Here is a 12,503-nt window from a genome sequence, read left to right as displayed (position 1 = left end):
CCCCTGCGCGCGCCGGCGGCGTCGATGGCGCGCGCAGGGGCGCCCGAGCCTTCGACGGTGACGATGACATCCTTGCCGTCGACGGCGGTCGCGTAGTTCAGCACGCGCTTGAGGTTCAGCACGAGGCGCGTGCGCTCGCCCGCCTGCACGACGTTCACGCCGCGCACGTCGCCCAGGTTGATGTCCTGGACGTTCTTGCCGGTGGCGTTGGCGGTGGCGCCGAAATCGAGCGCGATGCGGGCCGGGTTGGTGATCGAAAAGCCGATCGGCAGCTGCTTTGGCGGCGCCTTCATGCCCACGCGAATGACGACGTTGCCGCCCTGCTGGTTGGCGCTGATCGACTCGATCGCGTTGTCCTGGGCCCAGGCGCACACCGTGGCGAGCGCCAGCAGCATGCCGCCCGCGGCGGAAAGGAATCGGGTCATTTACGGTTCTCCTTGATTTGCAGCTCCAGCTTCGTCATGCGTTGCGTCCATTCTCCGGCGGCGTCCTGCACCACTTCGCGGATGTCCACGGCGTCCTCGCCTACGTGCGTCACGACGCCGAAGTTCTGGCCGATGCGCTGGCCGGCCTTCACCTGGTACAGCGCGCGTTCGATCTGCAGCAGCGCGAAGCGCGTGCCGCCCTTTTCCATCGTGCCGACCATCTGCATGGTGTCGAGCGGGAAGGTCTCCAGCTGCTCGCGCGGGCGCTGCAGGTCCGGCTGGTTCGGGTTGTTCGACGTCGCGGCCGTGCGGGCCAGTTCGCCCAGCAGCTTGTTCGCATCGAACGGGTCGACGGCATCCTTCGCGCCGTACGCGTAAGGCAGGAAATCCTTCGGCTCGGGCAGCGGCTTCACGGCCGGGCGCGTGTCGCGCTTGACCTGTTCCATCCAGTCGCGCACTTCGCGCACGTCGGAATCGCCGCAGCCGGCCAGCAGCAGGGTCGCCATCAGGGCGCCGATCGCGATGCGCGGGCTCATGCCTTCCCCTTCTTGGCGGTCTTCTTCGCCTTGCGGGCCTTGGCCTGCGCATCCAGTTCGTCCTGGTCGAGGTAGCGGAAGGTCTTGGCGATCGCGTCCAGCGACAGCGTGCCGTCCTTGCCGGCGGTGAGCGCCAGGTTGTTCAGGGTGACGATGCGGGGCATCCTGGCCATGTCGGCCGCGAATTCGCCGATGTCGTGGTAGTGGCCCGTGACCTTGATGTCGATCGGCAGCTCGGCGTAGTAATCCTTGACGACGACCTGGCCCGGCTTGAACAGTTCGAACTGCAGGCCGCGGCCGATGCCGGCCTGGTTGATGTCGGACAGCAGCGCGGCCATCTCGGCCTTGCTCGGCAACTGCTTTTCCAGGCGCTCGACGTAGCGGTTCACCTGCCGCTGCTGGGCTTCCAGCGCGTCCAGGTTGATCGCCTGCGCCATCTTGACCTTGTAGTCGTCGCGCAGCTTGAGTTCCTGCGTGGCCAGAGCGGCCTGCTCCTCGAACTGGCCGCTCCAGTAAAAGAAGTAGCCGAGGCCGAGGACGGCCGCCATCACGCCAGCCGCGCACAACAGGCGCGGCGCCAGCGGCCACAGGCCGGGATGGCGTCCCTGCAGGCCCTCGAACTGGGCGGCCAGGTCGGCGAAAGACTGTTTCAGATCGATGTTCATGACTTGGTGCCCGCGCTGTTACCCGATTTTGTCGTGGACGGCTTGGCATCCTTGTCGTCGTCCTCGGCGCGGGCGCGCTTGATCGCGACGTTCAACGTGAATTCGACGACCTTGCGGCCGGTCTTGCTCTGCGCGAGCGTGGCCGCGCGCACCTCGGTCAGGTCCGGGCGCTCCAGCCACGGCGAGCTGCCGGACAGGTTGCGCAGCAGCTCCGCCACGCGCTCCTGCGACTGCGCATAGCCGTTCAGCAGCACGCGCTGGCCGTCCTGCTTGAAGCTTTTCAGGTACACGCCGTCCGGCGTCTGGCGCACCAGTTCGTCGAGCAGGTAGACGGGCTGGTTGCGGTCGCCCTGCAAGTCCTCGACGGCCTGCTGGCGCGCCTTCAGCGCCTCGATCTCGGCCTTCAGGCTGGCGATCTTGCCGATCTTCTTGTCCAGTTCCGCGTTGGCGTTCTTGAGCACCAGGTTGCGTTCGTTCTGCGTGGCGATGCGGCTGGCGTTGTACGCGCCGACGAGCAGCACGAGCGCGACGCCGACCAGGCCGCCCAGCGCCATCAACGCGATGAACGCGGCCTGTTTCTGCTTGCGCTTCGCTTCCCGGTGCGGAAGCAGGTTAATGCGGATCATCAGCCGAACCTCCGCAGTGCCAGGCCGCAGGCGACGAGATAGCCGGGACCGTCCGTGCGCAGCTGCTGCTCGCGCACGGCGGGAGCCAGCTGCATGCCGGCGAACGGCGCCACGACGGAGGTCGCGATGCGCGTGCGGCCCGCGATGATGTCGGGCAGGCCGGGCAACTGGGCGCTGCCGCCGGCGAGGACGATCTGGTCGATGCGCGTGTACGGCGTCGACGTGTAGAAGAACTGGATCGCGCGCGTGACTTCCAGCGCGGCGTTTTCGAGCCAGGGCGCCAGCAGGTCGGCGCGGTAGTTGTCCGGCAGGTCGCCCGTCTTCTTGCGCGTTTCCGCTTCCTCGAACGACAGGCCGTAGGCGCGCACGACGTCCTGCGTGAGCTGCACGCCGCCGAACGGCTGCTCGCGCTCGTAGACGGTGTCGCCGTTCTGCAGCACGGAGACGTGGGTCGCGTTGGCGCCGATCTGGAACAGCGCGACGATGCGGTCGCGCGGACCGTTGTCGTTGTCGAGGAGGCGCTGCAGCGCGGCGCGGGCGGCGTACGATTCGATGTCCATCACGGTGGCCGTGAGCCCGGCCGCTTCGGCGATGGCCACGCGGTCCTCGACCTTTTCGCGGCGCGCGGCGGCCAGCATCACTTCCATGTCCTCGGGCGAACTGGCGACGGGGCCGATCACGTCGAAGTCGAGGCTGACCTCGTCCAGCGCGAACGGGATGTACTGGCTGGCCTCGGACTCGACCTGCACTTCGAGCTGGTCTTCCGGCAGGCCGGCCGGCAGGATGATCTTCTTGGTGATGACGGCGGCCGGCGGCATGCCGAGCGCCACGTGCTTGATGCGGGTGCCGCTCTTCTGCACGACGCGGCGCACGGCGTCCGACACCGCGTCGATGTTCTCGATGTTGCCGTCGACGACGGCGCCGCGCGGCAGCGGTTCCGCCGCATGGCGCTCCAGCCGCAACTCACCCTTGCCGCCGTCGGACAACTCGACCAGGCGCACGCCGGACGTACTGATGTCGAGCCCGACGAGCGGCGGGCTCTTTTGTCCGAACAAGGAACCTAGACTGATCACGAGCGCACTCCCCTATCTGCTGCTTCTTTGAACGCCCGCTTGGGGAACTGTTGAAATGGTAGAAATACAGTGCATATATATCAGGCACCGTATTGAATCGTAGCAATACTGATCTATGAGGACAAGAAATTTCTACACGGGAACATAATAGTGCGCAGCATGAAAACGACACTCCTTTCACTCTGATATCAATCAATCTTGCCTCTGTTTTCACACCTATTGTCCGCTTGTCTAGCCGTGCCTCAGATACAAGCGTGACTTATAATGAAATGGATCAATAAAGCGACCGACATTACGCATGAAAGCATCCCAAAACGGGGCCAGCCCCGCGCCGCAGTCTCCTTCGCCGAAGCACACACCCAAGCGCATCCTCCTGACCATCCTCGCCACGCTGGCCGGTCTGGCCGTCTGCGGGGTGCTCGTGGTCGTGTTCGCGCTGGCGATGGCGTACCCGAACCTGCCCGCCCTCGACACCCTGACCGACTACCGGCCCAAGATGCCGCTGCGGATCTTCACGGCCGATAACGTCCTGATCGGCGAATTCGGCGAGGAGCGCCGCACCCTCGTCCACTTCAAGGACATCCCGGACGTGATGAAGAAGGCCGTGCTGTCCATCGAGGACGACCGTTTCTACGAACACGGCGGCGTGGACTACTGGGGCATCCTGCGCGCGGCCATCCACAACGCCACCGGCGGCGCGCGCCAGGGCGCGTCCACCATCACGCAGCAGGTGGCCCGCAACTTCTTCCTGTCGTCCGAGCAGACCCTCAAGCGCAAGGCGTACGAGGCCCTGCTCGCGTACAAGATCGAAAAGAACCTCACCAAGGACCAGATCCTCGAGGTTTACATGAACCAGATCTACCTGGGCCAGCGCGCGTTCGGCTTCTCGTCGGCCGCGCAGATCTACTTCGGCAAGGATCTGAAAGACATCTCGGTCGCGGAAGCGGCGATGCTGGCCGGCCTGCCGAAGGCGCCGTCCGCGTACAACCCGGTCGTCAATCCGAAGCGCGCGCGCGTGCGCCAGCAGTACATCCTGCAGCGCATGCACGACCTGCGCTACATCACCGACGCCCAGTACGAACAGGCGAAGAACGAGGAACTCAAGATCAAGATGGACAGCACGGCGTTCGGCGTGCATGCGGAATACGTGGCCGAGATGGCGCGCCAGCTCGTGTACGAGCAGTTCAAGGAAGACACCTATACGCGCGGCCTGAACGTGTTCACGACGATCACCAAGGCCGACCAGGACGCCGCCTACCTCGCGCTGCGCCGCGGCGTGATGGACTACGAGCGCCGCCACCCGTACCGCGGCCCGGAAAAATACATCGAGATCCCGTCCGCCAAGGGCGAAGCCGACGAAGCGATCGAGGCGGAGCTGGCCGAGCATCCGGATTCGGACGGCATCGTCGCGGCAGTCGTGATGGCGGCGTCGCCCACGCAGGTGAAGGCGGTGCTGGCGTCCGGCGAGGACATCACGATGACGGGTGCCGGCCTGGCGTTCGCCCGGGACTGGCTGTCACCGAAGGCGGCCGAGACCCGGCGCCTGCGCCGCGGCGCCGTCATCCGCGTCATGCAGGACGACGATTCGTCATGGCGCATCACGCAGATGCCGGAAGTGGAATCCGCCTTCATCGCGGTGAGCCCGGACGACGGCGCGATCCGCGCGCTGGTGGGCGGCTTCGACTTCAACCGCAGCAAGTTCAACCACGTGACGCAGGCGTGGCGCCAGCCGGGATCGTCGTTCAAGCCGTTCATCTATTCGGCGTCGCTGGAGCGCGGCTTCTCGCCCGCTACCCTGATCAACGATGCGCCGATCTCGTTCGACGCGGGTGCGACGGGCGGCCAGGCGTGGGAACCGAAGAACTACGACAACAAGTACGAAGGCCCGATGACGATGCGGCGCGGCCTGACCAAGTCGAAGAACATGATCTCGATCCGCATCCTGAACAAGATCGGCGCCCGCTACGGCCAGGAATACGCGACGCGCTTCGGCTTCGATCCGGACAAGAACCCGCCGTACCTGACGCTCGCGCTGGGCGCGGGTGCGACGACGCCGCTGCAGATGGCCGGCGCTTATTCCGTGTTCGCCAACGGCGGCTACCGCATCAGCCCCTACATCATCTCCAAGGTGACGGATGCCGACGGCAAGGTGTTGTCGGAAGCGCGTCCGGACCGGGCCGGCGTCGACGCCAACCGCGTCATCGACGAGCGCAATGCGTGGCTGATGGACAGCATGCTGAAGGACGTGGCCCGCTACGGCACGGCGGCGAAGGCATCGCAGGTGCTGAAGCGCACGGACATCGCGGGCAAGACGGGGACGACGAACGATTCGATCGACGCGTGGTTCGCCGGCTACCAGCCGCACCTGGTGGGCATCGCGTGGATCGGCTACGACCAGCCGCGCAACCTGGGCAACAGGGAAACGGGCGGCGGCCTGGCGCTGCCGATCTGGATCGGCTTCATGCAGAAGGCGCTCAAGTCCGAGCCGGTGGTCGAGCGTCCGGTGCCGCCGGGGCTCGTGCAGTACGGCGACGAGTACTATTACGCCGAGAATCCGCCAGGCACGGGCGTGCAGTCGCTGGACGTGGGGCCGGTGGCCCCGGCGGCCGAGCAGAAGTCGCGCGACGCCGTGCGCAACGAGTTGTTCTGAAACTGTCGGAAGTCTTTACAGTTGAATTGCTCGCTTGGAACACTGTTCGTTCAAGTTGTTGTTTCTAAAAGGCAAAGCGTTTGCATTGCAAAATGGCATGAAGATTGCTCAACAGGAAGCCGACGTCCAACACTGTCCTTTCCTGGTGAGCCAATAACATGATCAAAAAAATACCTGCAATCGCTTTCGCTCTTCTTTCCGGCATCTTTTCGGTACAGTCCGCCAACGCGACCGTGTATTCGGTGGCCTACACCGCGACGGCGCCCAGTTTCTCGATCCTGTCCGGGACGGGCGACGTCGGCGCGACGCTCTCTGTGGGCGATTCGTTGACGGTGACGGTCAACGCCCCCGCCAACAAGGCGTTCAAGACCACCGGGGGATTCTTTTTCAATTACCAGATGTGGAACGGCAGCAGCCAGCTCACCGAGGATGCCACCTACGACTTCTCGCTGGGCGGACTCAGCGTCCTGTCCGGAACCGTGAACAACGCGACGGGATGCTGCTCCGACGTGCGCCTGCCCCTCTACAGCCTGCCTCCGCTGACCTGGGATACCCTGACCTTCACGGCGACGATCGTCAGCGCGAACGGTCCTATCCAGCTGCTGAACCTGTTCGCCTCCCAGCAGGACAACACGCAGTTCATCGACACCGCGGCCGTGCCGGAACCGGCGTCGATCGCACTGATGGCCATCGGCGCGCTGGGCTTCGCGCAGCGGCGCCGCCAGCGCGGCAAGCAGGCCACGCTGGCCTGACCTGGAAGCCGGCGCCCGCCGGCTTTTTTTTCGCCGTCAGCGCAGCTTGACCGGGGCGCCGCCCTGCTGGGTGGCGAAGTCGGACAGCGACGTGAAGAACTCCGTGTCGTCGCGCGTATTGCGCCACTCGTCGCCCACGCGCTTGTAGTGGAAGCCGCCGGCGCGGGCGGCGATCCACATTTCCTGCAACGGCGCCTGGCTGTTGACGATGATTTTCGAGCCGTTGTCGACGAACTCGATCTCGAGCACGTTGCCGCTGCGCTTGCACTCGACGTCGACGATATCCTGCTCGAACAGGCGGTCGAATGCCTGCTCGATATCGTTCAGGGTGGACTCGGCCAGGGCCAAAAATTCGGATTCGGTCATGCTACACTCCAAGGTCTGCTAATCAAACCGTGATTCTAATCGTGAAGTCCCCATTTGCGCTCCTGACAAGCCTGGCGACCCTGATGGCGCTGTCGGCCTGCGGCCAGACCGGTCCGCTCTACATGCCCAAGCCCCCCGCCCGTCCCGGAGCCGCGCCTACCAGCGCCGCCCCGGCCGGCACCACCACGAACACGGCCACTCCGGCGGTCCAGATCTCCCCGCCGGCACCCGCTGCCGGCGTGACCGTCCCCGCCGCCGGTTCGAATGCGAACAATACCGAAGCGAACAACCAGACGCCGCCGGCCACCCAACAGTAAGCACCGATTTCATGTCTCACTTCACTTATCAAGACGGCGTCCTGCACGCCGAACGCGTTCCCCTGTCCAGGATCGCCACCGAACACGGCACCCCGACCTACGTCTACTCGAAAGCCCAGTTGCTGGAAAACTTCGCCGGCTACGCGCGCCCGTGCGCGGGCCGCGACGCGCTGGTCTGCTATGCGATGAAGGCAAACTCCAACCTGGCCATCCTCGACCTGCTCGCGCGCCAGGGCGCCGGCTTCGACATCGTGTCGGGCGGCGAACTGCTGCGCGTGATCGCGGCCGGCGGCGACCCGGGCAAGGTCATCTTCTCGGGCGTCGGCAAGACGGCGGCCGAGATCGCGCTGGCGCTGGAAAAGGGCATCCTGTGCTTCAACGTCGAGTCGATTCCCGAGCTGCACCGCATCAACGAAGTCGCCGGCCGCATGGGCAAGCGCGCGCCCATCTCGCTGCGCGTGAACCCGAACGTCGACCCGAAGACCCACCCGTACATCGCCACCGGCCTGAAGGCGAGTAAATTCGGCGTCGCGTTCTCGGACGCGCTGGACACCTACCGCACCGCCGCGCAGCTGCCGCACCTGGACGTCGTCGGCATCGACTGCCACATCGGCTCGCAGCTGCTGGACGACGCGCCTCTGCTGGAAGCGCTGGACAAGCTGATCGAACTGATCGACGCATTGGCGGCCGAGGGCATCCACCTGCACCACGTGGACGTGGGCGGCGGCCTGGGCATCGACTATGGCACGGGCGAGGACTCGCCGGTACCGATCTCGCATTACGTCGAGCGCGTGTTCGCGCGCGTGGACGCGTGGCGCGCGGAAAAGCACGGCGGCCAGCCGATCAAGGTGATTTTCGAGCCGGGCCGCTCCATCGTGGGCAACACGGGCGTGCTGCTGATGTCCGTCGAATTCCTCAAGCCGGGCGAGGAAAAGAACTTCTGCGTCGTCGACGCCGCCATGAACGACATGGCCCGTCCGACCCTGTACCAGGCCTGGATGGACGTCAAGCCGGTCGTGCAGCGCGATAGTAGCGCGGTGACCTACGACCTCGTCGGCCCCGTGTGCGAATCGGGCGACTGGCTCGCCCGCGACCGCGCGCTGGCCGTCGAGCCGGGCGACGTGCTGGCCATGATGGCGGCCGGTGCCTATGGCTTCACGATGGCGTCGAACTACAACACGCGCGGCCGCGCGGCCGAGGTGCTCGTCGACGGGGACCAGGTGCATGTCATCCGCAAGCGCGAGAATCCGGCCGACCTGTTCGCGCTCGAGACGATTGTGAAGGCCTGAAAACCGTCGCCCCCGCGCAGGCGGGGGCCCAATTTCTCGCGCAGCACCTACTCCCTCCCCCGTGACCGGTCATCCGGCCACATCTGCGCCGCGCACGCGGCAGCCTGCTCGTTCCAGCGACCGCCCAGGTCGAGACAGCGTTCGAGCAGGCCATAGCGCGGCCGCCCCATGCCGAATACGAGCACGAGGGCCAATACGACGACGATCACCAGCGCAAGGGGCCACTTCATGTCGTCATGATCGCACGGAAGCAGGTGTAATACGTTTTTCGGCACGCGTGCGGCTGAGGCTCCACCACACGCGCAACAGCAGCAACACGCCGACGACGCTGCCCCACACGATGGGCTGCTCGAAGTTGTGCTTGCCCGCCTTCATCCACCAGTAGTGCAGGATCGCCAGCGGCGCGATCACGTAGATCACCTTGTGCAGCAGGGCCCAGTTGCGGCCGAGCCGCCTGATCATCGCATTGGTGCTCGTCACGGCCAGCGGGATCAGCAGCACGAAGGCGGCGAAACCCACCGTGATGAACGGGCGCTTCAGCACGTCCTTCCACATGGCGGCCACGTCGAAGAAATGGTCGAACCACAGGAACGTCATGAAGTGCATGAACGCGTAGAAGAACGTGAACAGGCCCGCCATGCGCCGCAGTCGTACGACCCAGTTCCAGCCCGTCAGGCGGCGCAGCGGCGTGATGGCGAGCGTCGCGCACAGCAGGTACAGGGCCCAGTCGCCGCTGCCGTGCGTGAGGAATTCGACCGGGTCGACGGGCACCCCGGCCGCCGTCAGCCACGCCATGCGCAGGAACGGCAGCAGCGCCAGCACGAAGATGACCGCCTTCAGGGCCTTGAACTGCGTCGAGCTCGGGTTGAATGCCATGACAGCCCCCGGCTCAGAAATTTTTCTTGAGATCCATGCCCGTGTACAGCGAGGCGACCTCGTTATAGCCGTTGAACAGCAGCGTCTTGCGCTTGGGCGTGAACAGGCCGCCCTCGCCGATGCGCCGCTCGGTCGCCTGCGACCAGCGCGGGTGGTCGACGTTCGGGTTCACGTTCGAATAAAAGCCGTATTCGTCGGGCGCGATGCCGTTCCACGCCGTGCGCGGCTGGTCGCGCAGGAAGCGGATCCTGACGATGGATTTCGCCGACTTGAAGCCGTATTTCCACGGCACGACGATGCGCACGGGCGCGCCGTTCTGGTTCGGCAGCACCTGGCCGTACATGCCGACGGTCAGCAGGGTCAGCGGGTGCATCGCCTCGTCCATGCGCAAACCTTCCACGTACGGCCATTCCAGCACGCGGCTTTTTACGCCCGGCATCTGGCTGCGGTCGGCCAGGCTCGTGAATTCGATGTATTTCGCGTTGCTCGTCGGTTCGACCTGGCGGATCAGGCTCGAGAGCGAATAGCCGACCCACGGAATCACCATCGACCAGCCCTCCACGCAGCGCAGGCGGTAGATCCGCTCTTCCAGCGGCGCCAGTTTTACCAGGCGGTCGAGGTCGATCGTTTGCGGTTTCTTGACTTCGCCTTCGATCTGCACGGTCCACGGTCGCGTGCGCAGCGTATGCGCGTTGGCGGCCGGGTCGGCCTTGTCCGTGCCGAATTCGTAGAAATTGTTGTAGTGGGTCGCGTCGTCGAACGAGGTCTGCTTCTCGTTCGTCGAAAAGGCCGGGTTGCGCGTGGCCGGCAGTTTCGGCACGGTGCCCTGCGCGAATGCCTCGCGGGTGGCCATTTCCCACAGCGACGAGCCGACGACGGCCGAGGCCGCGACCTTGGCGAGGAACGCGCGCCGGCCTTCGTAGACCTCGCGCGGCGTGATTTCGGACGGGAACGGCAAATCGATGCCGTTCGGATTTTTTCTGATCAACATGGCGGCTCCGGCTGTATGTAATGTTTCTCGCGACATATCAACGTTACACCATCTGGCGCCACCGGGTTGTCCGGGCGGCGATTTGTTACCAATTGCCGCCAACGGACATAAACGAACACATTACAGCTTGCCGTACGAATGCAGGCCCGACAGGAACATGTTCACGCCCAGGAAGGCGAACGTCGTCACGACGAGGCCGACGAGGGCCCACCACGCCGCCGCGCGGCCGCGCAGGCCGGACATCAGGCGCATGTGCAGCCAGGCCGCGTAGTTCAGCCAGACGATCAGCGCCCACGTCTCTTTCGGGTCCCACGACCAGTAGCCGCCCCACGCCTCGGCCGCCCACAGCGCGCCCAGGATCGTGGCGACGGTGAAGAACGCGAAGCCGACGGAGATCGCCTTGTACATCACGTCGTCCAGCACTTCCAGGGACGGCAGGCGGTCGGCCAGGATGCCGTGCGACTTCAGCAGATAGGCCGAGCCGACCATCGCCGCCAGTGCGAACGTGCCGTAGCCGATGAAGTTCGCCGGCACGTGGATCTTCATCCACCAGCTCTGCAGCGCGGGCACGAGCGGCTGGATCTCGGCGGCATCGCGCGCGACCGTGTACCACAGCAGGAAGCCGACGGCGGCCGAGATCACGAGCAGCACGAACGGGCCCAGCTGGCGCGTCTGGTAACGCTGTTCGTAGTACAGGTAGAACATCGCCGTGATCATCGAAAACAGGATGAACACTTCGTACAGGTTCGACACGGGGATGTGGCCGACGTCGGTACCGATGAGGTACGACTCGTACCAGCGCACCATCATGCCCGTAAAGCCGAGCACGACGGCGGCCCAGCACAGCTTGGAGCCGACGCTGCCGCCGAACGGCGAACGCGTGAGCAAACCGAGCCAGTAGAACACGGTCGAGAACACGAACAGCGCGCTCATCCACAGGATCGCGGACTGGCTCGACAGCATGTATTTCAGGAAAAATTTCTGGTTCGCGGCATCGAGCGAGCCGCCGTACAATTGCACGGCCCACAGCGCCAGCAGCGCGACGAGCGGCATCAGCCAGCGTACCGGCTTGAAGGTCCAGCCGACGAAGGCGAACGTCGGCGCGGCCAGCACCAGAATCGCCCGTTCGTAGATGTCCATGTAGGCGCCGAAACGGCTCAGCGCGTACAGCGCGGCGGCCAGGAGGCCGGCGCCGAACAGCCAGTCGATGGCCGTGAGGCGCTTGAAGAAGCCCGGCGGGCGGGTGTACGCCGCGCCTTGCGCTTGCGATGCGGATGAAATGTCCATGGGTGTCTCCTGTTTCCTTGCTCTGCTAGCTTACGCCGATTGCGGCAATTTGGTCTTCAAGTCTTCGAATTCGCGCTCGAAATCGAGCGTCTTGCGCTGCGTGCTCATCGCCATCAGCGCATGCGTGCCGCCGCCAGGTGCCGGTTTCACCCAGACCCAGACGCGACGCTCGCGGATGTAGAACATCGAGAAAATGCCCAGCACCAGCAACAGGCAGCCCACATAGACCACTTTCTTGCCGGGCGAGCGCGTCACCTGCAGCACCGACGCCTTCACTTCCTTGAAATCGTCCAGCGCGAGGAACACGGGAGCGCCGTAGAAAAAGCTGTCCGACAAGGCGTTCGTCGCCTGCTGCAGGAAGCGGCCGTGGGCCTCGGTGGGCGTGGCGGGTTGCTCGCCGGCGCGCGCACGCGCAGCCTGCCACAGCTCCCACATGGCGCCGTTGAGCATCTTCATGAACACGGTGGCCGCCTTTTCCTGCTCCGCGGCGGGGATGCGCTCGAGGAATTTTGACACGGCCAAATAACCGCCCTGGTTGCCGTCGCCCGCGAAGATGGCCAGCGTCTTGGCGGCCGATTCCTGCAACTGCGCGGACAGCGCGCCGCTCGCGTCGCCCGGCGGCAGCGCGCGCGCGGCATACCGCCTGTACC

At 65.2% G+C, this 12,503-nt stretch carries 15 protein-coding genes; 4 read left to right on the top strand and 11 right to left on the bottom strand.

Annotated features, from left to right (window positions below):
• From ACEN88_RS13205 to ACEN88_RS13185, 5 genes are all read right to left on the bottom strand, one after another.
• A partial coding sequence (locus tag ACEN88_RS13205; RefSeq protein WP_413340200.1) for an AMIN domain-containing protein occupies positions 1–425 on the bottom strand: 425 nt, incomplete at its 3' end.
• Complete coding sequence (locus ACEN88_RS13200; protein ID WP_413340198.1) at positions 422–961, bottom strand: pilus assembly protein PilP; 540 nt, start codon at positions 959–961, stop codon at positions 422–424. The genes ACEN88_RS13200 and ACEN88_RS13205, both read right to left, overlap by 4 nt.
• Positions 958–1,626 carry a type 4a pilus biogenesis protein PilO gene (locus ACEN88_RS13195; RefSeq protein ID WP_413340196.1) on the bottom strand — a complete coding sequence of 223 codons (669 nt, stop codon included), beginning with the start codon at positions 1,624–1,626 and terminating at the stop codon, positions 958–960. The genes ACEN88_RS13200 and ACEN88_RS13195 overlap by 4 nt, the downstream gene beginning before the upstream one ends.
• Entirely contained in the window at positions 1,623–2,252 is a 630-nt protein-coding gene (locus ACEN88_RS13190) for a PilN domain-containing protein (protein ID WP_413340195.1), read from the bottom strand. Before ACEN88_RS13190 ends, ACEN88_RS13195 begins: the two co-directional genes overlap by 4 nt.
• A complete protein-coding gene (locus ACEN88_RS13185) occupies positions 2,252–3,325 on the bottom strand; it encodes a pilus assembly protein PilM (protein ID WP_413340193.1) in 1,074 nt (357 codons plus the stop codon). The genes ACEN88_RS13190 and ACEN88_RS13185 overlap by 1 nt, the downstream gene beginning before the upstream one ends.
• Before the next feature lie 298 nt (positions 3,326–3,623).
• Here ACEN88_RS13185 and ACEN88_RS13180 point away from each other — a divergent pair, with 298 nt between their 5' ends.
• Positions 3,624–5,975, top strand: coding sequence for a penicillin-binding protein 1A (locus ACEN88_RS13180; protein WP_413340191.1), 2,352 nt, complete (start codon positions 3,624–3,626; stop codon positions 5,973–5,975).
• Between the two features lie 158 nt (positions 5,976–6,133).
• The gene (locus tag ACEN88_RS13175) at positions 6,134–6,727 is read left to right on the top strand and encodes a PEP-CTERM sorting domain-containing protein (protein WP_413340190.1); all 594 of its coding nucleotides are present in this window, start codon (positions 6,134–6,136) and stop codon (positions 6,725–6,727) included.
• Between the two features lie 36 nt (positions 6,728–6,763).
• Here ACEN88_RS13175 and cyaY read toward each other — a convergent pair whose 3' ends face one another.
• Positions 6,764–7,093, bottom strand: coding sequence for an iron donor protein CyaY (gene cyaY, locus ACEN88_RS13170; protein WP_056126539.1), 330 nt, complete (start codon positions 7,091–7,093; stop codon positions 6,764–6,766).
• A 41-nt stretch (positions 7,094–7,134) separates the two neighbouring features.
• Here cyaY and lptM point away from each other — a divergent pair, with 41 nt between their 5' ends.
• Together lptM and lysA are read left to right on the top strand one after the other, a co-directional pair.
• The gene (gene lptM / locus ACEN88_RS13165; protein WP_229412148.1) at positions 7,135–7,410 is read left to right on the top strand and encodes an LPS translocon maturation chaperone LptM; all 276 of its coding nucleotides are present in this window, start codon (positions 7,135–7,137) and stop codon (positions 7,408–7,410) included.
• 11 nt (positions 7,411–7,421) lie between these two features.
• Positions 7,422–8,699, top strand: a complete 1,278-nt coding sequence (gene lysA / locus ACEN88_RS13160) for a diaminopimelate decarboxylase (protein ID WP_413340188.1) — start codon at positions 7,422–7,424, stop codon at positions 8,697–8,699.
• A 47-nt stretch (positions 8,700–8,746) separates the two neighbouring features.
• Here lysA and ACEN88_RS13155 read toward each other — a convergent pair whose 3' ends face one another.
• The 5 genes from ACEN88_RS13155 to ACEN88_RS13135 all read right to left on the bottom strand — a co-directional run.
• Positions 8,747–8,929: a hypothetical protein gene (locus ACEN88_RS13155; RefSeq protein WP_036239466.1), complete on the bottom strand. Its 183-nt coding sequence runs from the start codon at positions 8,927–8,929 to the stop codon at positions 8,747–8,749.
• Between the two features lie 4 nt (positions 8,930–8,933).
• Entirely contained in the window at positions 8,934–9,575 is a 642-nt protein-coding gene (locus ACEN88_RS13150; RefSeq protein ID WP_413340186.1) for a sulfite oxidase heme-binding subunit YedZ, read from the bottom strand.
• A gap of 13 nt (positions 9,576–9,588) precedes the next feature.
• A complete protein-coding gene (msrP, locus tag ACEN88_RS13145; RefSeq protein ID WP_413340185.1) occupies positions 9,589–10,566 on the bottom strand; it encodes a protein-methionine-sulfoxide reductase catalytic subunit MsrP in 978 nt (325 codons plus the stop codon).
• Positions 10,567–10,686: 120 nt separating this feature from the next.
• Positions 10,687–11,853, bottom strand: coding sequence for a c-type cytochrome biogenesis protein CcsB (gene ccsB / locus ACEN88_RS13140; protein WP_413340183.1), 1,167 nt, complete (start codon positions 11,851–11,853; stop codon positions 10,687–10,689).
• A gap of 30 nt (positions 11,854–11,883) precedes the next feature.
• A partial coding sequence (locus ACEN88_RS13135) for a cytochrome c biogenesis protein ResB (RefSeq protein WP_413340181.1) occupies positions 11,884–12,503 on the bottom strand: 620 nt, incomplete at its 5' end.

This window comes from Massilia sp. CT11-108, assembly GCF_047302915.1.
GTDB lineage: Bacteria > Pseudomonadota > Gammaproteobacteria > Burkholderiales > Burkholderiaceae_D > Telluria > Telluria orientalis.
This window is presented reverse-complemented; position numbering and strand designations above follow the sequence as displayed.